This window comes from Streptomyces sp. NPDC042346, assembly GCF_055581845.1.
In genome coordinates this window covers 524802-546293 of sequence record NZ_JBVJEH010000002.1, presented here as the reverse complement: position 1 = coordinate 546293, position 21492 = coordinate 524802, and the positions used below count along the sequence as shown (strand labels likewise).

20 protein-coding genes are annotated in these 21492 nt (G+C 72.1%); 9 read left to right on the top strand and 11 right to left on the bottom strand.

Annotation, left to right across the window (positions count from 1 at the left end; all coding sequences use genetic code 11):
- Positions 1 to 38 precede the first annotated feature (38 nt).
- Positions 39 to 1061: a hypothetical protein gene (locus ACZ6K0_RS11200; RefSeq protein ID WP_469231619.1), complete on the bottom strand. Its 1023-nt coding sequence runs from the start codon at positions 1059 to 1061 to the stop codon at positions 39 to 41.
- A gap of 228 nt (positions 1062 to 1289) precedes the next feature.
- Here ACZ6K0_RS11200 and ACZ6K0_RS11195 point away from each other — a divergent pair, with 228 nt between their 5' ends.
- From ACZ6K0_RS11195 to ACZ6K0_RS11180, 4 genes are all read left to right on the top strand, one after another.
- Positions 1290 to 1448 (top strand): hypothetical protein, encoded by a 159-nt coding sequence (locus ACZ6K0_RS11195; protein WP_376409127.1) that lies wholly within the window; start codon positions 1290 to 1292, stop codon positions 1446 to 1448.
- Positions 1449 to 1529: 81 nt separating this feature from the next.
- The gene (gene lanL, locus ACZ6K0_RS11190; protein WP_469231617.1) at positions 1530 to 4496 is read left to right on the top strand and encodes a class IV lanthionine synthetase LanL; all 2967 of its coding nucleotides are present in this window, start codon (positions 1530 to 1532) and stop codon (positions 4494 to 4496) included.
- Between the two features lie 59 nt (positions 4497 to 4555).
- Positions 4556 to 4681: an ALQxL family class IV lanthipeptide gene (locus tag ACZ6K0_RS11185; RefSeq protein WP_198540420.1), complete on the top strand. Its 126-nt coding sequence runs from the start codon at positions 4556 to 4558 to the stop codon at positions 4679 to 4681.
- Between the two features lie 237 nt (positions 4682 to 4918).
- Entirely contained in the window at positions 4919 to 5515 is a 597-nt protein-coding gene (locus ACZ6K0_RS11180; RefSeq protein WP_469231615.1) for a DUF1349 domain-containing protein, read from the top strand.
- 168 nt (positions 5516 to 5683) lie between these two features.
- Here ACZ6K0_RS11180 and katG read toward each other — a convergent pair whose 3' ends face one another.
- Positions 5684 to 7873, bottom strand: coding sequence for a catalase/peroxidase HPI (katG, locus tag ACZ6K0_RS11175; RefSeq protein ID WP_469231614.1), 2190 nt, complete (start codon positions 7871 to 7873; stop codon positions 5684 to 5686).
- 352 nt (positions 7874 to 8225) lie between these two features.
- Between katG and ACZ6K0_RS11170 the strand changes: the two genes are divergently transcribed.
- Entirely contained in the window at positions 8226 to 8654 is a 429-nt protein-coding gene (locus ACZ6K0_RS11170; protein ID WP_376409137.1) for a Fur family transcriptional regulator, read from the top strand.
- A gap of 33 nt (positions 8655 to 8687) precedes the next feature.
- On the opposite strand, the gene ACZ6K0_RS11165 is transcribed toward ACZ6K0_RS11170, so the two are convergent.
- Positions 8688 to 9479: a class E sortase gene (locus ACZ6K0_RS11165; protein WP_469231612.1), complete on the bottom strand. Its 792-nt coding sequence runs from the start codon at positions 9477 to 9479 to the stop codon at positions 8688 to 8690.
- 239 nt (positions 9480 to 9718) lie between these two features.
- Here ACZ6K0_RS11165 and ACZ6K0_RS11160 point away from each other — a divergent pair, with 239 nt between their 5' ends.
- Positions 9719 to 10909: a serine hydrolase domain-containing protein gene (locus ACZ6K0_RS11160; protein ID WP_469231610.1), complete on the top strand. Its 1191-nt coding sequence runs from the start codon at positions 9719 to 9721 to the stop codon at positions 10907 to 10909.
- Between the two features lie 7 nt (positions 10910 to 10916).
- Here the strand turns inward: ACZ6K0_RS11160 and ACZ6K0_RS11155 are convergent, their stop codons facing one another.
- A complete protein-coding gene (locus ACZ6K0_RS11155; RefSeq protein WP_469231608.1) occupies positions 10917 to 11735 on the bottom strand; it encodes an SDR family NAD(P)-dependent oxidoreductase in 819 nt (272 codons plus the stop codon).
- A gap of 141 nt (positions 11736 to 11876) precedes the next feature.
- Complete coding sequence (locus ACZ6K0_RS11150; RefSeq protein ID WP_376409149.1) at positions 11877 to 12755, bottom strand: hypothetical protein; 879 nt, start codon at positions 12753 to 12755, stop codon at positions 11877 to 11879.
- Positions 12756 to 13033: 278 nt separating this feature from the next.
- On the opposite strand from ACZ6K0_RS11150, the gene ACZ6K0_RS11145 reads away from it, so the two are divergent.
- Entirely contained in the window at positions 13034 to 14833 is a 1800-nt protein-coding gene (locus ACZ6K0_RS11145) for an ATP-binding SpoIIE family protein phosphatase (protein ID WP_469231606.1), read from the top strand.
- Positions 14834 to 14857: 24 nt separating this feature from the next.
- On the opposite strand, the gene ACZ6K0_RS11140 is transcribed toward ACZ6K0_RS11145, so the two are convergent.
- Together ACZ6K0_RS11140 and ACZ6K0_RS11135 are read right to left on the bottom strand one after the other, a co-directional pair.
- Positions 14858 to 15199 carry a YkvA family protein gene (locus ACZ6K0_RS11140; protein ID WP_469231604.1) on the bottom strand — a complete coding sequence of 114 codons (342 nt, stop codon included), beginning with the start codon at positions 15197 to 15199 and terminating at the stop codon, positions 14858 to 14860.
- Positions 15200 to 15257: 58 nt separating this feature from the next.
- Positions 15258 to 15479: a hypothetical protein gene (locus ACZ6K0_RS11135; RefSeq protein ID WP_469231603.1), complete on the bottom strand. Its 222-nt coding sequence runs from the start codon at positions 15477 to 15479 to the stop codon at positions 15258 to 15260.
- Between the two features lie 164 nt (positions 15480 to 15643).
- Between ACZ6K0_RS11135 and ACZ6K0_RS11130 the strand changes: the two genes are divergently transcribed.
- Complete coding sequence (locus ACZ6K0_RS11130) at positions 15644 to 16102, top strand: hypothetical protein (RefSeq protein ID WP_469231601.1); 459 nt, start codon at positions 15644 to 15646, stop codon at positions 16100 to 16102.
- Here the strand turns inward: ACZ6K0_RS11130 and ACZ6K0_RS11125 are convergent.
- Complete coding sequence (locus tag ACZ6K0_RS11125; protein ID WP_469231599.1) at positions 16062 to 17360, bottom strand: amidohydrolase; 1299 nt, start codon at positions 17358 to 17360, stop codon at positions 16062 to 16064. The genes ACZ6K0_RS11130 and ACZ6K0_RS11125 overlap by 41 nt on opposite strands.
- Positions 17361 to 17515: 155 nt before the next feature.
- Here ACZ6K0_RS11125 and ACZ6K0_RS11120 point away from each other — a divergent pair, with 155 nt between their 5' ends.
- Complete coding sequence (locus ACZ6K0_RS11120; RefSeq protein WP_030757923.1) at positions 17516 to 17686, top strand: thiazolylpeptide-type bacteriocin; 171 nt, start codon at positions 17516 to 17518, stop codon at positions 17684 to 17686.
- A 98-nt stretch (positions 17687 to 17784) separates the two neighbouring features.
- On the opposite strand, the gene ACZ6K0_RS11115 is transcribed toward ACZ6K0_RS11120, so the two are convergent.
- From ACZ6K0_RS11115 to ACZ6K0_RS11105, 3 genes are read right to left on the bottom strand one after another with little or no spacing between them, the layout of a single operon-like run.
- On the bottom strand, positions 17785 to 19755 hold the full coding sequence (locus ACZ6K0_RS11115) for a TOMM precursor leader peptide-binding protein (protein WP_469231598.1): 1971 nt from the start codon (positions 19753 to 19755) through the stop codon (positions 17785 to 17787).
- Positions 19752 to 20507 (bottom strand): ABC transporter permease, encoded by a 756-nt coding sequence (locus ACZ6K0_RS11110; protein WP_469231596.1) that lies wholly within the window; start codon positions 20505 to 20507, stop codon positions 19752 to 19754. Before ACZ6K0_RS11110 ends, ACZ6K0_RS11115 begins: the two co-directional genes overlap by 4 nt.
- Before the next feature lie 2 nt (positions 20508 to 20509).
- Positions 20510 to 21481: an ABC transporter ATP-binding protein gene (locus tag ACZ6K0_RS11105; protein WP_376409169.1), complete on the bottom strand. Its 972-nt coding sequence runs from the start codon at positions 21479 to 21481 to the stop codon at positions 20510 to 20512.
- Positions 21482 to 21492: the final 11 nt, after the last annotated feature.

Below are 21492 nucleotides of genomic sequence, written 5' to 3'. Positions count from 1 at the left end.
GGGCGGCGAAGCCGGTGGACATCGCCCCCGGTCACGGATCAGCGGACGGAGGCGTCCGTCGCGATCTCCGCTCCGGTGAGACCGGCGCGTTCCGCGAGGGCGCCGCCCTGGAATCGGCTCTCCGCCCCCAACTCCTCCAGGAGATCGGCGATGTGACGGCGGCAGGTGCGGAGCGACATCCCCATGCGCCTGGCGATCACCTCGTCCTTGGCGCCCTCCGCGAGCAGCCCCACCAGCGCCCGCCGCAAGCTGTGGCCGACCTCCTTGTAGGCGGCCTCGCTGGTGCCCCGGAACGGGGCCGCCCCGGACCAGTGCTGCTCGAAGACCCTGCAGAGGTACGCCACCACGTCAGGGTCCCGGACGAGCACCGCCCCCTCGCCCGTACCGCCGTCGGCGCGCCGGGGCAGAAAGGCCACGGACCGGTCGAAGACCACGGCCCGGTCGGGCAGTTCGGCAGCGGTGCGGTACTCGGCGCCGGCCTCGGTGAGCCTCTCCACGTACCCCTGGGTGGACAGGCTGGCCCGTGCCGAGTGCTGGTACAGGGTGCGCATGCGCACACCCCGGCCGAGCATCGCCACATCCCGCTCGACGGCGTCCCCGAGGCGGTGCGGTGCCCGGCCGCCACCGGGCTGGATGCTGAACACCTCCTCCCGGCAGCGGGCCGATTCCTCGGTGAGCATCGCGGAGGCGGAGGCCATGTCGGGCAGCACGTCGAAGCCCTCCCGGCGGCCCTGCTCGCGCCGCGCGGCGCGGTAGTGCGGCATCAGGGAGTGCAGTTCGTCGCGGAGCGACTGGGCCCGCACGGCGGCCCGCGCGAGCTCCGCCTCCAGCGGGCCGACCACCTCCGCCGCCGCGGCGTCCGGGCTGACCGGAATCAGTTCCTCGGGCCTGCCGGGAGCCGGTCTGAGGAGGCGTAGTCGCTGCAGGGTGCCGCAGGCCGCCTCCACCTCCTCCTGGCTCAGACCGAGAGCCGGAAGCACGTCCGGTGTCCGGCGCGCGAGGCTGCCGCGCTCCAGTACGTACGCGAAGACGGCGACGGCCCTCGCGTCCAGCCGAGGCATTCCGTCCACATCCATCCCAGTAGTCACGTGTTTCCCCCGTGATGCGGCCCTGCTACTTCCGTGCCATGCAGGGTATTGCCAGGTCATGGCGCTGGACCAAGCGGGCCCGCCGGGATGAACTGGAGGTGTCCGGCCGAGGGAAACCCCATCAGGCCGACATTCGACGTGAACCCGCCAGACGCGGATGTTCCCGCCTGCCAGCTCACCTCCCGAACCAGGAGTCGCACCATGTCCGTTGCCGTCCGCTGCCTCCTTCTCCTCACGGTCCTGCTCGCCGGCGGTGCCACCGCCGCCACGGCGGACGGCGGACCGGGGACGGCGCGGACGGTCGCCGGGAGCCCCCTGGACACCAGTTGGGGCGACGACTACGTCCGGCCCGTCCTCTAAGGCCTGTCGACCCTGATCCGCGGACAGGCCCCAGGGGCTCGTCGAGTGCTCGTTCCCATGCGAAAGGCGAGGACGAAGAGCGTGTCGTCACCCACTGTGAGTCCTTCCCCGTCCGGCCCCGGGCCCCGGCGGTCGCGCGCGGAGAGCCCGTCGGACCTCGCGCTGCTGCCCGACATCGTGCGCGCCGTGATCGCCCGGAGCGCACCGGGGACGGAGAGCGGTGGGCGCGGAAGGGCGGCAGCCGGGCCGGTGGACTGGAGCGTCGAGCAGGGTGAGTTCTGGTGCCATGTCGTACCCGGGGAGTCGGTCGGGCGTGCCCAGGGCTGGAAGATCCACGTCCCGGCCACCCCGCTCTCGGCACCTCTGGTCCTGGCCCGTTCCGCCGAGGTGCTCGTCGCCCACGGCGCGGCCTTCAAGTTCGCGGGGAGTCCCGCCAGGGTCGCCGCGCTGGTGTCCGGGCGCTTCGCGCGGGGCGGCGGCGGCAAGTTCCTGACCGTGTACCCGGCCGACGACGACCGGTTCAGGCTGCTCGCCGAGGAACTGCACCGGGCCACCGAGGGGCTGCCCGGCCCCGCGGTCCTCTCCGACCGGCGCTACCGGCCCGACAGTCAGGTCTTCTACCGGTACGGCGTGTTCAGGGGAGTCCGTGAGCTGACGGCCGACGGCGCCTTCGCCGCCCGCCTCACCGACCCCGAGGGCCGGCCGGTCGCCGACGAGCGCAACGCCTGGTTCACCCCGCCGGCCTGGGCCGGAGACCCGTTCCCCGACCGTCCGGCCGCCCCGGCCCGCAGCACGGCCACGGCCAAGCCCGTCCTCCTGAACGACCGCTTCCTGGTACGGGGCGCGATCCAGCACTCCAACAAGGGCGGGGTGTTCCGCGCCGAGGACACCCGGACCGGCGAGCAGGTCGTCGTCAAGCAGGCACGGCCCCACGTGGGAGCCGGCCTCGAAGGGCTCGACGTCCGGGACCTGCTGCGCCGCGAGGCCGCGCTGCTCGAACGGTTCGGCGGCGCGCGCCCCGACCGTGTCCCCGGGCTCGTCGAGGTGTTCGAGCAGCAGGGCAGCGTGTTCCTGGCCACCGCGTCGGTACCGGGGGCGACGCTGCGGCGCACCGTCGCCGAGCGACTGGCCAGGGACGGCAGTGGCTGCCCCGACGACCGTACCGCCGACTCCCTGGTCCGGCAGCTCGTCGAGCTCGTCGCCACCGCCCACGAACTGGGCGTCACCCTGCACGACTTCAACCCCAACAACGTCATGGTCACCCCGGACGGACGACTCGTCCTGATCGACCTGGAGATGGCGGCCCGGGAGGGGGAGCGATGGGTTCTCGGCGCCACCCCCGGCTACACCGCCCCCGAGCTGCGCACCGTCGACCAGGTGGCACCCGCGTTGCCGCCGACCGTCGACCTGTACGCCCTCGGCGCGACCGTCCTGCACGCCGTCAGCGGCGCCGATCCCCTCTTCGCCGAGGACCTGCCGCGGGACACGGCCCGGCCGGACGAGCGGCGCCTGGCGTGCCTCGTGGAACTGCTGGCCCGCGACCACGCGCTCGTACGCCGCTTCTCGCCGCTGATCCGGGGGTTGATGCGGGACGAACCCGACGACCGCTGGACCCTGGAGCGGGCGCGGGAGTTCCTCACGGGCGGCCAGGGGGCGTCGACGTCACCGGAGCGGGTGGACGATCAGGCGAGGTCGGTCGCTCAGGCGAAGGAGGTCGATCAGGCCAACGAGGTCGAGCCGAACCGGACCCCTGGTCCGGCGACGCGGGAGAAGCACCCGGACGACGCCGCGACCACACGCGCACGGCTCCTGCACGACGGCATCGCCCACCTTCTGGCCACGATGCGTCCGAACGACCCCGAACGGCTGTGGGCCTCGGACACCTTCGGCGAGACCTGCGATCCGGTGGCCGTGCAGCACGGCTCGGCGGGCGGCGTCGCCCTGCTCGCCCGGGCCCTGGACCAATGGGCCGCCGGCACGACCGGGCCGTTCAACACCCCGGCGACCGGGGCGACACCGCCCGTGACCCGCGAGGCGCTCGCCGAGGGCCTCCGCTCCGCAGCCCGCTGGACGGCGGGACGGCATGACGCTCTGCCGGGCAACCTGCCGGGTCTGCACTTCGGCCGCTCGGGTACGGCCTGGGCCCTGCTCGACGCCGCGCGGGCGCTGGACGACACCGCTCTGGCGGACCGCGCCGTCGCACTGGCGCTCGCCCTCCCCGTCGACTGGCCCAACCCGGACGTCTGCCACGGAGCGGCCGGCTCCGGTCTGACTCAGCTCCACTTCTGGCGCACCACCGGGGATCCGCGGTTCCTGGACCGTGCCGCACAGGTCGCGGACGGGCTCCTGGACGCCGCTCGGCGTACCCCCGAGGGGCTGTTCTGGCCGGTGCCGGAGGACTTCGGGTCGGCTCTCGCGGGTGCCTGGCACTACGGCTTCGCGCACGGCGTGGCCGGGGTCGGCACCTTCCTCCTGCTCGCGGCGGAGGCCACCGGGAACGCACGCCTCCTCGACGCGGCCACCGAAGCGGGAGCCACCCTCGTGGCCGCCGCCCGCAGCGGACCAGCCGGTGCGCTCTGGCCCGTCGACCGCGCCCGCCACCTCTCCGACTCCCCGGAGCTCGCCCGCCACTGGTGCAGCGGCTCGTCCGGCGTCGGGACCTTCCTGGTCCGGCTCTGGGCGGCCACCGGCGCGTCCGACAAGGTCCTGCGCGACCTGGTGGACGGCGCGGCCCTCGCGGTACGGGCCGGCCGGGTGACCGACTCGCCGGCCACCTGCCACGGGCTCGCGGGCAACGCCGAGTTCCTGCTCGACGCCGCCGTACGGACGGGCGACGAGAGCCACGCTGCCGCCGCCGAGCTGCTGGTCGAGCACCTCGCCGCCCAGGCCGTGCTGCGCGACGGGCGCCTCCTGGTGCCCGACGAGAACCGCAGGACCGTCCTCGCCGAGTACGCCACCGGCCTCGCAGGAAGCCTCTCCCTGCTGCTGCGCATGCGGTGCGGAGGCCCCCGCGCCTGGCTGCCCGAGGGCGGTCCGGCCCACCCCTGAGTGTCCGGTGGCCGCCGGCCACCGGCATCCCGTCGAAGCAACCGAAGAAGGAGACCGTCATGACGGAGTTCGACATCGATGCCCTGCAGGTTCTGCCCGAGGAGGTCCGCACCGAGGACGCCCGCGGTGAGGAGCACGCCGCCGCGCTGATCACGGCCTGCCGCTGGCTCACCAGCGGCTGCTGACCCACCCCGTGACCGGGCGGCGCACCTCCATGGCCGCCCGGGTGGGGACCGGCGTGCGGCCGGTCCCCACCCGCCGGGGAGGACCCGACACGCCACCGGCCGCCATGATCTCCCCGTGATCCGTCCTACGGTTCGGGCAGTGCTCCAGGACTCCGTGGATCTGGACTTTCGGGCCAGTTCATGGATCTTCGTGGCTTCTCCTTGAGAGAGCCCGCCCAGGTCGTCAGGGTGGGCGTCATGACCTTGGAAGCCACTCTGGCGAACGCTCGGTACTGGGCAGAGCCCCCGGCCGCCCTCGAACTCGACGACGACGTGCTGACCGTGGAGGCGGGTGCCAGGACGGACGTCTTCACCAACCCGCTGACCGGTGAGGTCAGGAACGACGCGGCACGGGCCCTCCTGGTCCCGCCCTCCGGCGACTGGCAGTTCTCGGCCCGTCTCCGTGTGGACTTCCGAGCGCCGTGGGACGCCGGCGCCCTGGTCGTCTGGTCGGCAGCGGACGTCTGGGCCAAGCTCAACTTCGAGCAGTCGCCCGACGGTCCGCCCACGGTGTACTCGGTCGTCACACGGGGGCTCTCGGACGACGCCGTGGGATGGCCCCTCCACCACGGTCCGGTCTGGCTGAGGATCAGCCGCGTCGACGGCGGCTTCGCCTTCCACACATCGCTCGACGGCGAATCCTGGCGCCTGGCGCGCCAGTTCGGTCTGGACAGCGCGCCCGACGTGCGGGTCGGGATCGAAGTCCAGTCCCCGGTCGGAGACGGCTGTGTCGTCCGATTCGACCGCATGACGCTGACGCCGTCGCGGCTGCCCCACCTCTTCGACGGGCGCTGACCGGTACCGCTACCCGAGGGGCGGGGGCGGGGCATTCTCAACCTGTCGGGCGGTGGTCCGGGCGGTGGTCCGGGCGGTGAGGTCGATGCTGACGACTGACCTCACCGCCCGGACCGGATCCCGATGATGTCCCGGTCCGCCGGTGGGCGGACTACCGGGACGTCGGGCTCAGGCGAGGTCGAACCGGTCGAGGTTCATCACCTTGTCCCACGCCGCCGCGAAATCACGCACGAACTTCCCTCCCGCGTCCCCGGCGGCGTAGACCTCCGCGAGCGCTCGGAGCTGGGAGTGCGAACCGAAGACGAGGTCGACGGCCGTGGCCGTCCACTTGGTCTCGCCCGTGGCGCGGTCCCGGCCTTCGTACACGTTCTCCTGCGAGGTCGAGGGCTTCCACTCCGTTCCCATGTCCAGCAGGTTGACGAAGAAGTCGTTGGTCAGCGCCTCCGGCCTGTGGGTGAGGACCCCGTGCGGGGACCGCCCGAAGCCGGTGTTCAGCGCCCGCATGCCGCCGGTCAGCACGGTCATCTCGGGAGCGGTCAGTGTCAACATGCCGGCGCGGTCCAGCAGGAGGGTCTCCGGCGACAACTTCTCGCCCGCCCGGAGGTAGTTGCGGAACCCGTCCGCCCGGGGTTCGAGCACCGAGAACGACTCCACGTCCGTCTGCTCCTGCGAAGCGTCCGTGCGCCCCGGTGCGAACGGGACCGTGATGTCGTGCCCGGCGTTCTTCGCGGCTTGCTCGACGGCCGCGCAGCCGCCCAGGACGATCAGGTCGGCGAGCGAGATCCTCGTACCGCCGGAGGGCGAGTCGTTGAAGTCCTGCTGGAGCCGCTCAAGGGTCTGCAACACCTCGGCCACTTCCGGCAGGTCGTTGACCTCCCAGTCCCGCTGCGGTGCGAGCCGGATCCGCGCCCCGTTGGCCCCGCCGCGCTTGTCGGTGCCGCGGAAGCTCGCCGCCGATGCCCAGGCGGTGGTGACCAGCTGGGAGACGGACAGCCCCGAGGCGAGGATCCTCGCCTTGAGGGCAGCGATGTCCTCGTCCCCGACCAGCTGGTGATCGACCTGGGGCACGGGGTCCTGCCACAGCTGAGGCTCGGGAATCCACGGGCCGAGGTAGCGCGAGAGGGGTCCCATGTCGCGGTGCAGCAGCTTGTACCACGCCTTGGCGAACGCGTCCGCGAGCCTCTCCGGGTTCTCGTGGAAGCTCTTCGCGATCGGTGCGTAGACCGGATCCAGCTTCAACGAGAGGTCCGTCGTCAGCATCATGGGAGCGTGCCGCTTCGACGGGTCGTGCGCGTCGGGCACCGTGCCCTTCGCCGCGGGATCCGTGGGAGTCCACTGCTGAGCACCGGCCGGGCTGGTCGTCAGCTCCCACTCGTACCGGAACAGGTTGTCCAGGTACCCGTTGTCCCACGTCGTCGGCTTGGAGGTCCATGCGCCCTCGAGCCCGCTGGTGACTGTGTCCGCGCCGTTGCCGCTGCCGTACGTGTTCCGCCAGCCGAGGCCCTGCTGTTCCACGGGACAGGCCTCGGGTTCCGGACCGATGTACGCGGGATCGACCGCGCCATGGCATTTTCCGAACGTGTGGCCGCCGATGATGAGCGCGGCCGTCTCCTCGTCGTTCATCGCCATGCGCGCGAACGTCTCGCGGATGTCCTTCGCGGCCGCGATCGGATCGGGGGTGCCGTTGGGCCCCTCCGGATTGACGTAGATCAGTCCCATCTGTACGGCGCCGAAAGGCCCGGTGAGTTCCCTGTCGCCGCTGTAGCGTTCGTCTCCCAGCCAGGTGTCCTCGGGCCCCCAGAAGATCTCCTCGGGTTCCCAGATGTCCTCTCGGCCGAAACCGAATCCGAACGTCTTGAATCCCATCGATTCCATGGCGCAGTTGCCGGCGAAGACGAGAAGATCGGCCCAGGAGATTTTCCGGCCGTATTTCTGCTTGACCGGCCAGAGGAGACGGCGCGCCTTGTCGAGGCTCGCGTTGTCCGGCCAACTGTTGAGAGGGGCGAAGCGTTGGGCGCCGGAGCCGCCACCACCTCGTCCGTCGGCGATGCGGTACGTGCCCGCGGCGTGCCAGCTCATCCGGATGAAGAGCGGCCCGTAGTGTCCGTAGTCGGCCGGCCACCAGTCCTGCGACGCCGTCATCACCTCGATGACGTCGCGCTTCAGCGCGTCGACGTCGAGGGTCGCGAACTCTTCCGCGTAGTCGAAGTCCTCGTCCATCGGATTGGACTGGGGCGAATGCTGGTGGAGAACCTGAAGGTCCAGTTGCTCGGGCCACCAGTCCCGGTTCGTCCTCGGCCGGGTCGGCGTGGGAGTGGGGGTGGGGATTACCGGATTCTCGCTTTCGCTGCCGGACACGTCCGTCCTTCTTCCTGTCTTGGTGTTCCGTCCGCTGTCTGTTTGCTCCGGACGGCGTACGCATTTCTCTGCTGCCGAGCGTCGTGCCCCGCGCCCGTCCGTGTCATGACGCCGGGACCGCGTCGGCGTCCGTATGGTCGCGCACCGTGGACCGCACCGGCACGGAAACACGCAGAGCGCCCCCGCATAACAACGTCGAATTCCGAGGAGAGGTGGCATTTTCTGATCATCGTGATCGCGTCGCCGGAATCCGCTCGGATCCGGGAAGTCGCCCCATCCGCTTCCTGCCGGAACCTGGACCTCTGCCGGTAAACTCCCGTCACCCCACTGAGCCTGAACAAGGTGAACCCACATGAGCGACCTGCTGGAGCGCATGCGAGGGCGTGGCTGGCGGATGACGCCCCAGCGACGTGTCGTCACCGAGGTCCTCGACGGCGAACACGTCCATCTCACGGCCGACGAGGTGCACGCGCGCGCCGTACAGCGGCTGCCCGAGATCTCCCGAGCGACCGTCTACAACACCCTGGGCGAACTGGTCTTGCTCGGTGAGGTGGTGGAAGTCTCCGCCCAGGGCCGCGCGAAACGCTACGACCCCAACGCGCACCACCCGCACCAGCACCTGGTGTGCTCCCGCTGCGGCACCATCCGCGACGTCCACCCGACCGGCGATCCCCTGGCCGCTCTCCCGGAGCAGGAGCGCTTCGGCTTCACGGTGTCCGAGGTCGAGGTCACCTACCACGGACTGTGCCCCCGGTGCGCGTCCGATCCGCCGCACGTGTGATCCGCTCCGGTCCGCTACGCCGCGCCGGCGTCGCTAGGCCGTCCGCGTCGAGACCAGCATGCCGATCTTGTCTATGCGGTGCTCGGGGTTGTTCTGGGCGTCTCGCCAGAAGTTGCCTGCCGCGTCGTCCTCCGGCGTCGCGCAGGTGGAAAGCGTGAGCATGGCCCGGGTGGGCTTCCCGTCCGGCTCACCCGGCACCGCGGCCCGCTGTTCGGCGAGTGAGCGGGCGGAGCGGAAGGACGTGGTCCGGGTCTCGACGATCTCGTAGGTGTAGACGGTGCCCTCAGCGATGATGTGCACCAGGTCCCCGACCTCGACCGAGGGCAGGTCGCGCAGGGGTCCGCCGGCCGAGAGCCGGTGGGCGGTCACCAGGTAGTTGCCGATCTCGCCCGGCCCCACACCTCCGCGCTCCCCGTACGGGCTCGCCGCCACGCCACGATCCTGGATGCGGGTGCCCTCGCGGTCGTCGGTCGTGCCCTCGTACGGCGTGACGTGCAGGTTCTCGATGCCGATCGACGGTATGGACATCTCGGCGGTGACAGGCTCCTGCGGCGAGGGAGCCGGCGACGTGGCCGGAGCGGCCGAGGCCGTGAGGGGAGGGGCCGTGGCCGTGGAGTCCGGTGACGAGGTCGAGAGGACCACCGACGTCGGGCCGTGCACGCCTGTGCCCGTACCGCTACCGCCGCTTCCGCCCGCGCAGCTGGCCGGCGCGGCGACGACCGCCACCACTGTGGCGACCCCGGCGACGGCGGCGTGCAGAGCCCAGCGGGGGCCGCGGCCTCCGTGCCGGCCCTGACGCGGGGACCCACCACACTCGGCACCCATACCCCCAGGATGGCCCACACCCCACTCCCCACGCCACGGCACCCGCGCCGGCCGCGACAAGCCGCGCTGCCCGGGCGTGGCAGGCCGCAGCGCCCCGCCGGGGCGTCCCAGGCCGGGCCAGGCGGTGTCTGGGCCGGACGGAGCATCGGGCAGGCGAGTCCCTGCGGTGCGTCCGATGCTGGGACGGACCCTCTTCAACCGGGTGCGCGTCCGCCCGGCGTCATCGTGAAGGAGCTCCTGTGGCGGCACGTACTCACCACCGTTCCCGCTCGCGCGCACGGCTGCGGCTGTCCGTCGCCGGCCTGGCCGCGTCCGCGGTGCTCGGCGCCCTGGTCCAGCCCGTACAGGCCACAGGCACACCGGCCCCCCACGACAAGGCCCTGCAGAAGCAACTGAACGACCTCGTCCGTACGGCGGGAGGGCCGCCCGGAGTGATCGCGCTGCTGCGGCAGGGCGACCGGACGGCGGTCTACCGGGCGGGCGTCGCCGACACGGGGACCGGCCGTCCGCCCCGAACGACCGACCACATGCGGATCGCGAGCGTTGCCAAGGCCTTCAGCGGTGCGGTCGCCCTGCGCCTGGTGGACCGGAAGGCGCTGGACCTCGACGACACGATCGGCGAGCGCCTGCCGTCACTGCCCGCCGCATGGCACAAGGTGTCGCTCGGCCAGCTGCTCGACCACACCAGCGGGCTGCCCGACTTCTCGGCGGCGCCGGCGTTCCTCGCGATCCTGCGGGAAGACCCCAGGCATCACTTCGACTCGCGCCGGCTGCTCGACTTCGTCGCCGAAAAGGACCTGCTGTTCCCGGCGGGATCGAAGTACTCGTACTCGAACTCCGACAACATCGCCGTCGCGCTGATGGCCGAAGCGGCCACGGGACAGCGGTACGAGCGGCTGCTCGAGCAGCTCGTGTACCGGCCCCTGGGCCTGCGTCAGACCAGCCTGCCCCAGGGCTACCGGATGCCGAGGCCGTACCTGCACGGCTACGACGTGACGCCACCCGCCCCGCCGGAGGACATCAGCGAGGTCCTCAGCGCGTCGGGCGTCTGGGCCTCCGGCGGTATCGTCTCGACGCCGAAGGACCTCAACGCCTTCGTCCGCGCCTGGGCCGGTGGACGCGGCTTCCTGACGGAGGAGACGCGCCGCCGGCAGCGGACCTTCATCCCCGGTGCCGCCTCGGAGCCCGCGGGCCCCGGCGTCAACGCGGGCGGACTGGCGATCTTCCGCTACACGACGCGGTGCGGCACCGTCTACGGCCATACCGGCAACTTCCCGGGCTACACCCAGCTGGCGGTCGGCACGGCGGACGGCAAGCGGTCCCTCACGTTCTCGATCACCACCCAGACCAGCAAGAGCGTCAAGCCGGAACTGCTGGCCAAGGTCCGCGCCGTCCAGGAGGACTTCGTCTGCGCCCTGCTGAGGCGCTGACGGTCGGTCAGGCCCGCGGGGTGCGTGGCTCCAGCCGGAACTCGAAGCCGAGGGTGCCCGGGTCGAGTACGGTCGCGCCGCCGTCGACGGTGAGCGTCGCACCGTTCACGAACGAGGCGGCGGGCGACAGCAGCCAGGCGATGGCCTCCGCGACCTCGTGCGGCTCACCGGGACGCCCGGCGGGCAGGACCCGGGTCACCTCCTCGTACGCCGCTTCCAGGCCGTTCCCGTCCAGGCCCGCCTCTTCGGCGAACCGGTTCATTCGGCGGTCGGCCATGTCGGTGCGCACCCAGCTCGGGCACACGGTGTTGGCGCGCAGCCCCACGCCCCCGTAGTCGACCGCGAGCGAGCGGCACAGCTGGAGCAGCGCCGCTTTGGAGGTGGCGTAGGCGGCGTTGCCGACGCCGTTGCGCAGGGCGGACACCGAGGCCACGGCGACCACCGCGCCGCGGGCGGCGAGCAGGTGGGGGAGCGCGGCGCGCAGCAGCAGGAACGGACCGGTGAGGTTGGTCCGCATGACCTCGTCCCAGTCCTCCAGGGTCACCTCGCCCACCCCGCCGCCCCGCCCGATGCCGGCGTTGAGCACCAGTCCGTCGAGCCGCCCGTACGTGCCGACCACTGTCTCGACCAGCGAAACCACCGCGGCGGGGTCCCCGATGTCCGACGGTACGGGCAGGGCGCCGGTCTCCTCGGCGACCAGCCGCAGCGGCTCGGGGCGGCGCCCGGACACCGCCACCTTGTGCCCCGCCCGGGCCAACGACTGCGCGGTCGCCGCCCCGATCCCCGTTCCGCCCCCGGTCACCAGGTACACGCGCTCGTCCGCCATGTCCGCCACCTCAACCGTGCTCGTCCGCCGTCCCCGTCCCGGCGATCTTAGGCGCGCGCCGCCCCGGGGCCGGGCCGACCGACGAACCGGCGCCGGAGGCGGTGTGCGTTTCCCGGCCCGTCCAACGTGGGGGCCACACCTCTAGGCGTCGTGCGTCATGGGGTAGGTGTCCCCGTCGATCCACAGCTTGTTGCTGTCGGTGACGAAAAGGAAAAGCCCTACTGAGGGCGGGGGGTTACGCAGGTAGGCAACGGCGGACTCGGTGAGTCGGACCCTGCCGGCTCCGAGGTGAGTGATCCCCGCCGGTTCCGTACGGTCGGCGAGCCACTCCGCCCGCGCCACGCCCATGACCACGGTGTACCCCCGCGTTCGGCCCGACGGTTCCGAAAGGCGTACGAGGTCGTCGTACCGGGCGAAGGTCAGGACGGTGTCCAGAGCCTCCTCGAAGGTCTGTGGCCCCAGGAACTCCTTGTTCCTGAAGGTGCCGCCGTGCGGGACCCGGGCATAGGAGACCCACGTCGAACCCGAAGACACGACGTGGCCGACCGGGAACCCGTCCGGACTGCCGTGATTCAGGCGAACGGACACGGCCTGCTCACCGGGCCCTCCCATGGAGGGCTCCCGGTAGAGGAAGAGATTGCGCACCTCCAGCCGCTCCCTGAGGGCCGGCGTGATGCGGTTGATGTCCACCGGCTTCGCCTTCACGGCTGCCTGCGGCCTCGCAGATCGAACGAAGTCGATTTCCACGGATGCGAGGAACGGGGCGACCCTCGCGCAGTCCCAGCCGATGGGCTCTATTCGAGCGACGATCAGGTCGATCTCCTTGCGGATCTTCCGCATGGACAACCTGGCGCGGGTGTCGATGTCGAAGACGGCGCTGAAGGTCTCGTCACCCCGGTCGAACGCCGCCTTGGCGTCCGAGACCAGTTTGTTCATCCGTAACGCGTGCATCAAACCCATGTTTCCCCCTGATCCGCTTCCGACGGCTCGGAGCCGCCCGACCACCGGGTGGAACTGCATGATTCGCGAGAGCAGGGGACCATGGTCTCGCACGGATCCCGGGGGCGGTAGACCGGCCATGAGGGCCGGTGTGCGGTTCGGATCTTGCTTGGTACGGCGAGCGGACGCCCGAGGACCGGAGGTCCCGTTCCCGTAGGCGCGCCTGCCTCCCGAGCACCGCTTCCTCCCCCTCCGCGCCGTACCGGCCCGGTTCCCGGCCGGAAGTCGGCCGATCGGCCGAAAAAGGGTGCATGCTGAGCACCAACAGTGGTCGAGTTCCTGTTCCGGAGGTCGAAAGAATGAACGGCGGCGAGGGAAGACGGCGCCTGGCCGCCCGGGCTTCGGCCGGAAAGGGTGCCGCGGCGCACCGCTCGGCCGGATCCCGCAGGCGACTCGCCCGGGATGGCGGCGAGGTCCCGCTCGACCGGCTCACCACGCGAGGTCGGCTCGCCTGGCTGAACTCCGCCGCTTCCAGGATCGGCACCACCCTCGACCTGGAACGCACGGCCCAAGAGCTGGCCGAGTTCACCGTGCCCCGCTTCGCCGACGGTGCCGCCGTCGACATCCTGGAGCGTGTCCTGCGGGGCGACGAGGGCGCACAGTGGACGGGTACGGGTGTCCCGCTCATGCGGGCCACCGCGCTGTGCGCCGTCGAGGAGCTGTCCTCTCTGGAGCCCACTCCGGTGGGCGAGACCACCGCCCGCGTCGAGGAGACGCACGAGACGCTGCTGCACCGCTACTGTCTGCGACAGGGCAAGCCCGTGCTGGTCAGCCGCATGAGGAACGACGACTTCATCAAGGTCGCGCCGACGGAGAGCGCCGCGGCGAAGATGCGAGCCGCCGGAGTGCACAGCTATCTCGCCGTGCCGCTGATCGCCCGCGGGCTGCTGCTCGGCAGCGCGGACTTCGTCCGCGGCCCCGGAACACCACCGTTCTCCACCACCGACCTCGCACTGGTGCAACAGCTGGCCTCGCAGGCCGCCGTCTACATCGACAACGCACGGTTGTACGGGCGCGAGCACGAGCACGTCGTCTCGTTGCAACGCGCACTGCTGCCGCGCGCGACCCCGGTGACGCCCGGGCTCCGCGTGCACTCCGAGTACGCGCCCTCGACGGCGCACCACGGCGTGGGTGGGGACTGGTACGACATCATGGCCCTGCCCGGCGGACGTACGGCCCTCATGGTGGGCGACGTCATGGGCCACGGGCTGCCCGCGGCCGCCACGATGGGGCGGCTGCGGACGGTGGCCCGCACCCTGATGACCCTGGACATGGCTCCGGAGCGCGTCCTGGCCCGGCTGGACCTCGCCACGCGTGACCTGGAGGACGAGCAGGTCGCCACCTTCCTCTGCGCCGTTTTCGACCCGGCCGACTCCACCTACACGCTGGCCAGCGCCGGGCACCTGCCGCCGCTCTTCCTCGACGGACACGGCTCCGCCGAGTTCGTGGACGTACCCGTCGGCGCGCCGCTCGGGGCCGGAGTGATCCCGTACGACCCGATCCGTGTCAAGGTGCCGAGGGGCGGCAACCTGGTCATGTACACGGACGGGCTCGTCAAGTCCCGGCGCGCGGACATCGACCACCAGCTGGAGTCCCTGCGCTCCACGGCGTGCGGCCTGGCATCCGAGGCTCTCGAAGCCGGCGGCTTGATCGAGCGCGCCCCGGCCGACCCCACCCGTTTCGACGAGGCCGTACTCATCGTCGCGACGGCCGTCTCGGAGGCCCCGGCCGACCTGCGCGAGTGGCAGTTGCCGCAGGAAGGGCGAGCGGCGTCCGTGGCCCGGGGCCTGGTCACGGACCAGCTCGCCGAGTGGGATCTGACGGAGCTCACCGACGTCTTCGAACTCGTCGTCTCCGAACTCGTCGGCAACGCCCTGCGCTATGGCAACGGGCCCGGCAGACTCCGGCTGCTGCGCGGCGACCGACTTGTCGTGGAGGTCTCGGACACGGGACCCGACCTGCCCCAGATCCAGCACGCGGATCTCAGTGACGAGGGCGGCCGAGGTCTCCAGCTCATCAACATGCTGTGCCGCCGATGGGGCTCCTGCCGCACCGTGACCGGCAAGGTGGTGTGGGCGGAACAGAACCTGCCCTCCTGAGGACGGCCGGAACGCCGGCACACCTCACTGAGGCTGCGACACCGCCGCCGGACCGCTCCCCGAGGCCTTCGACCCCCCGGGGAGCCCCCCGGGAGCCGCCTCGCTCCCGGAGGTCGCCGCGTGCAACACGCGCAGGGCGATCAGGAGGACGCCGATGTCATCCAGATAGACCGGGTCCGGGATCAGGTCGATCGGCGAGATCGTGTAGGCCACCGCTGCCCAGAACAGGGCCTTGGACCGCAACGGGACACCGGCGGCCAGCAGCAGCCTCCGAGCCTGGAAGACGCGGACGAGCAGAACAGCCGCGAATCCCGCCACCACGAGCACGAGAACCACGGCCACGATGAGCCAGAGGGAGCTGTCCATGCTGCTCTCCTGCCCCGTAGTGGTCCAGGCCGTGCGGTCGTGCGCGGCTGCTACAAGGCTACGACGTCGGGACCGCCGATCGGCGTGACTCTGCGTTGCGGCGCCGGTCGGGTGTGAGGAGGTAGGCGATCGCCATGTCGCTGAGCTCGTCGGCGTACCGGCGTCCGGCCGCCTCGCCGGTGGCGGCATCGGGGCGTACGGAGTTGTGGAAGCAGGCGCCGAGGAGGGCGCGGGCCGCGGTGTCGACCGTTGCGGCCGGACCCGCCGGCGCCGGGAGCATCGACGACTTCGAGCTCTTCTACGCCCGCCGCGCAGTCGACCGCTTCCGGACACTGCTGGGCCGCCAAGGGCTCCTCGACCTCCTGGCCGCGGACATCGAGGAGGGCAACGCCTTCCTGCGCGAGAGCGCCGCACCTCCGACGGCGCCTTCAAGGGGGCACCACCGTGCTCGCGGCGAAGGGGCTGACCTCGGGCGAGTTCCTGGCCTGGATGGACAAGGCCTTCGCCGGCGACGAGAAGCCGCTCCTCGCGGCGCACCCCGAGCACTACGTGATGGGCACCGATGAGATCGGCGCGCGTGTGGTGGAGAACATCGGCCCGCACGTCGCCGACTTCTCCATGGGCGGCTGGGGCACCGACGCGCTGAACTGGGCCAAGGACGCGGCCGAGCTCCTCCCGGAGTCGGAGTTCCCGCGCAAGATGTCCTCGAACCTCTTCCTGGCCGATGGCACCGTCGTCGGGCGGGCACTGATCCAATTCGGCGACACCGCCGACGGCTTCACCGCGAATCTGACGGTCTACTTCCCCGTCACCTGCCCGGACGAGGTCCTGGAGCACCACCTGCGGCACTACGCCGTCGAGTTCAGGAACTGGATCGTCGCCGCGGCGGCCGCCCGCGCCTGAGACCCCTGCCGGACGGCCGCGCGAGCCTGCTGAGTGCCGCCACCGTCAGGGCGGTGACGGCGGGCTGCAGGGCCGTGCGCGGGTCGGGGGCGAAGAGAGGGGAGTGGTTGGGCGGGAGCCGGCCCGCCGAGGCCGACCACTGACGGGGGCTCGCGGTGCCGACCATCCAGTAGACGAGGGGGACGTCCTTCTCGCCGTGGAGCGCGGCGCCCGCGCCGCCGTACAGCGGGAAGTCCTCCGAGGCCAGCGACGGCGGCCAGTCGGCGACCCGGGCGGAACCGAAGAGCCCCGTGTGGGCGGCGCGGACCGCCCGCGTCGCGGCCGGATCGCCCCACAGCGCCGGGGCGCGCGAGACGGCCGTCACCTCGGGCTCGCGCGGGCAGGCGGAGGCGGCGCACTCGGCCCGGACGATGCGCTCGACCGCCGCGAGCGCGCGGTCCAGGGACGAGTCCGTGAGCGCCCGCAGGCCGATCCCCAACTCCGCCGTGTCCGGCACCACGTTCACCGCCGTGCCCGCACGCAGGGTGCCGACCGTGAGCGTGAGCTGGTCGGCGGGGGCGCTCTCGCGGGAGACGATCGTCTGCAGCCGGGTGATCACGGCCGCTGCCGTCACCACCGGGTCCACGGCCAGGTGGGGCGTTCCGGCGTGACCTCCGAGCCCGTGCAGCACGACGTCGAGCGCGATGCTCGCCGCGGTCACCGGAGCGTGCGGGGTGCCGTGCGCGACCATACCCGCGGGCAGCGGCGCCGCGTGCTGGGCGAGGACGGCGTCCGGTCTGCCGAACCGCTCGTACAGACCGTCCTCCAGCATCGCGCGCGCACCCGTCAGCGTCTCCTCGGCCGGCTGGCCGAGGACCACGAGGGTCCCCCGCCAGTGCGCGGCCGCGCGGACCAGGACGTCCGCCGCCCCGGCCGCGGCGGCGAGGTGGAGGTCGTGGCCGCAGGCGTGCATGGCGCCGTTCCCGCTCGCGTACGGCAGCCCGGTCCGCTCCTCCAGGGGAAGGGCGTCGAGTTCGGCCCGCAGGTACACCCGTGGGCCCTCGCCGTTGCGCAGGACGCCGACCACACCGTGACCGCCGATGCCCCGGGTGACGTCGAGGCCCAGGGCGTCAAGGCGGTCCGCGAAGAGCCCGGCCGTGCGGCGCTCCTCGCCGGACAGCTCCGGGACCCGGTGAACGTCCAGGTACAGAGTGAGAGCGGGACGCAGTGCCTCCCCGGCCGAGGCGAGGACGGGGCCGAGGGGTTCGGGCTGGTTCACGAGGCTCCAGAGGGGAGGAGGCACGCCGCTGGCGTCGCGTGCCAGCGATGTGCGTGCGGGAGACATGCCGAACGGTGAGCGGGTGGCGGTGGAATGAGAGACGTACACACCCCCCCCGGACGGTCCCGTTCGGACCGTGGTCAAGAGGAGGCGCCATGAACAAGGACCTGAGCACGCTCGCCGACGAGATCCTCGAGCTCGAGGCCGAGACGTTCGAGATCTCCGACTACTCGGACGCCAGCGAGGTCGTGCTGGCCGGTTCCACCAGCACCAGCTCGACCTCGACCTGCAGCTCCACCACCAGCACCACCTCCTGCTCGGCCTGATCGACGTCCCACCGGCCGCATCACGGCCGGAGGCGCGCCCGGTGTCCGTTCCTCGGACACCGGGCGCCTTCCGTTCCGCCGATTCCGGGGCTCTCCGGTTACGGGAACGGGTGCGGGACCCTGCGGATCTCGGCTTCGGTCAGGTCCGTCGCACGATGGCCGCCCCGGCGCAGAGCCGTCCGCAGCCGGGGCAGCAGCGGCGCCCGCTGCCTGTTCCAGCCGAAGTCGAGCGGCAGCAGACCCGGTACGAGGGTGCTCACCGTGCACAGCCCCATCCGCTCCTGTTCGGGGGTGGTCTGGTCGACGACGACCACGTCATGTCCGGCCGCCGCGAGCATGTCGGTCACGGCCCGGACGTCGTCCTGGAGATCGTCCGTCCGGGGCCGGCCGGTCGACTCCCAGTCCCGGTAGACCTCGTCGAAGCGACGTACCGCCAGGGGCTCCAGATATCCCCGGGCATGCACCGCCATCCGCGGCAGCCCGTACAGCTGCGCGTGGTCCTTCAGATGGCGGACGAGGCCGAAGTCATCGGCCATCGCCTCCAGTTCGCCCCTCCGCTCCTGCGTCTGACGGGAGAGGTGCGGGATGTAGGTGAGCACCTCCGACAGCGCGCCCTCCACCGCGGACCGGGGGTCGAGCGAGGCCGCCGCCGCGAACGAGAGGGTGCCGGGGCCGCCGTCGCGGCGTACGGCCACCGCGGTGACCACGGGGACCGGCAGGTCGATGCGGTTGTCCAGGACGTGGACGTCGTACCCCTGGAGCGCCGCACGTTCCGCCATGGCCGCGGACGACCCGCCGCCGACGGTGACCAGGTCGATCTCGGTGAGCCGGGCGTCGCCGTACCAGGCGTTCAGGAAGGCGTCCCGCTCGACGAGTTCGAGCAGCCCGCCGAGGACCGCCTCTTCGAGGCTGCCGCCGATGGCGCAGCCGTTGGAGCACTCGAAGACGAAGTTGTCGGCGGCGAGACCCGCGCTGTAGTACACGAGCCGGGAGGGGACCAGGACCGGACGCTCGTCGCGGAGCGACCAGCCCCACTCCCAGGGGATCGCGCGGTCCGGGTCGAACGGGTCGACCAGCGGATCGTCGCGATAGGTGCGCGGATCGTAGAAGCCGCACGTGGCGGGGTCGACGGCGTCGTCCCGGAGTTCGTTCCAGGAGCCGGTCACGGGGGTGTGCCGGCCGCGCCGGTGGGTTCCCGCGTACCGTTCGAGGCCCTCAAGGAAGGCCAGGGTGCGGCTGGTGGAGAAGGTGTTCTCCTGGCCGCTCCATGTGACGTCGTTGAGACCGGCGTAACCACGGACGAAGACGCTCCCGGCGACCGGCGCCGTCGTCGGCGAGGTGACGCTGATCCACGTGCCGCCGCCGAGCGCGCCGCAGACCGGGTTGGCGAGCGCCTCGCGCGGCAGGGGGTACGAGGACGCGGCACGCAGCCGGTACGTGCCCGGGTCCGGCTTCCGCCGCTCGGCGAAGGCCATCGGACGCGGCCCTGCCGGGGCGCGGTCCGGAGCGCAGTCGGGGCAGAGCGGGTCGGCGAGGAGCGGGTACGTGCGGACGGCGAGCGTCGGCAGGTCGATGCGGGACACCTGCGGCAGCGCCCGGTCGGCGGCATCCGGCGAGGCGGGCTCGGCCCCGGGTCGGCCGTCGAGCACCGCCTGATGGAGGGCCGCGACCGCGTCGTACACATGGTCGGTGAGCAGCGGCCACACCCCGGCCGGGCGCGGTCCGTCCGGACCGCCGGTCTCCAGCGCGTCGCGCTCGCTGCGGCTGCGCAGCCGCTGCCAGCGCAGGGCGAGGCAGCGTCCGCAGGCGGGCGCGGTGCCGTCGCCGCCCCAGGGGCCGACGAGCACCGCGGAGGCGGTGAGGTGGACGCGGGCGTCGGCGCGTTCGGCCGCCCAGGGGTCGGGGGCTCCTCGGCCGCCGAGCGGTGCGCCGGCGTCCGTGACCCCGACCGGGACGACGGGTACGTCGCGTCCGAGACGCACGGCGAGCGCGGCCCGTAGACCGGCCCGCGCCTCGTCGAGGGGCAGGGGCGGCGCGGTCCCGCCCAGGGTGTTCCCGGCGGCGCTCACGACGACCTGGTCCAGCGGAAGGTCCTCACCGCGACCGCGCCGAAGACCAGGGCGAACACGAGCAGTCCGACGCATCCCACCCATACGTCGGAGGAGTCGCCGCGGCCGGCGAGCGCGTGGGACACGGCGTCGTTGAGATAGCGCAGCGGCATGGCAAGCGAGACGTTCTGCAGCCAGGACGGCATCGAGTCGAGCGGGAAGAAGGACCCGGACAGGAACGCCATGGGCAGCATCAGGAAGTTGGCGACGGCCGCGACCGACTCGGGAGTGTCGGCCAACGACCCGATGATCACCCCGAGCAGCAGGAAGGTGGTGATGCCCAGGATCAGGACCGGGATCAACAGAGGCCAGCCGGAGGCCGGTTCGAGGCCGAACACCGGCAGCATCGCGACCCCGACGAAGAGCAGCGACTGGACGGCGCCGACGACCAGCGCGATCGCGTAGCGGGAGCCGATGACGGCGGAGAGCGGGGCCGGGGACATCCGGATCAGCCGCAGGATGTCGTCGGTCCGCCACTGCATGAGGGTGAAGGCGATGCCGAACACGGCGGCGTTCGCCACGCCCCAGGACAGCACCCCGGACGCGGTGTACGAGAGGTAGGACAGGCCGCTCTCCTCCACGGCCTGGCCGCGGAAGATCAGCCCGAAGACGACGAGGAAGAGGAGGGGGAAGGCGAACGTGAAGAAGAGGGTGGTCTTGTCGCGGACCTGGGCCCGGTAGCCCGCCCCGGTCAGTGCGGCGTAGGCGCTCATGGTCAGGACTCCGTGGTCTCGGCGTGCGGGTGGCCGGACCGTCCGGCACCGGTGAGGCGGGCGGTCAGGTCGAGGTAGACGTCCTCCAGGCTGGCGGAGCGGGTCTGGACGCCGTCGAGTCCGACGAGCTTGTCGACGGCGGAGAGGACACGACCGGACGCGTGGGTCTCCAGGACGAGCGAGCCGCCTTCGACGCTGACCCGTTCGACGCCCTCGATCGCCGCGGCCCGTCCCTCGTCGAGGCGGCCCAGGGGAAGCAGCAGACGGCTCGGGGCCCGCGAGGCGCCGACCAGGTTGTGCGGGGAGTCGGTCACGGCGATCCGGCCGTCCACCAGGATGGCGATCCGGTCGCAGAGGGCCTCCGCCTCGTCGAGGTGGTGGGTGGTGTGCACGATGGTGCGTCCCTCCGCCTTCAGCCCGCGGAGCACCTCCCACAGGGCGCGGCGCGCCTGCGGGTCGAGGGCGGCGGTCGGCTCGTCGAGGAAGATCAGCTCGGGACCGTGGACGAGCGCGGAGGCGATCGCCAGCCGCTGCCGCTGACCACCCGAGAGGTTCTCGACCTGGACGCCCCGCTGCTCGGTGAGGCCCACGGAGTCGAGGGTGGCGTCGACGGCGCTCCGGGGCGCCCCGTAGAGAGCGGCGACGGTCCGCAGGTGCTCGTGGGCGGTCTGCCGGACGAAGAACGCCGAGCTCTGGGTCTGCACGCCGAGCCGGGGGAGCAGCGCGGTGTTGCGGGGCCAGGGGGACTCGCCGAAGACGGAGACCGTGCCGGTGTCGGCCCGGCGCAGTCCCTCCATGATCTCGATCAGGGTGGACTTGCCCGCACCGTTGGGGCCGAGGAGCCCGAAGAACTCGCCCCGGTGGATCTGCAGGGAGACGTCGTCCACGGCCTGGCGGTCCCCGTACCGCTTGGAGACTCCCCGGACCTGGACGGCGGCGGTCGGCGAACCGCCCGCGGCGGATGTGGTTGACATGGCCTGTACCT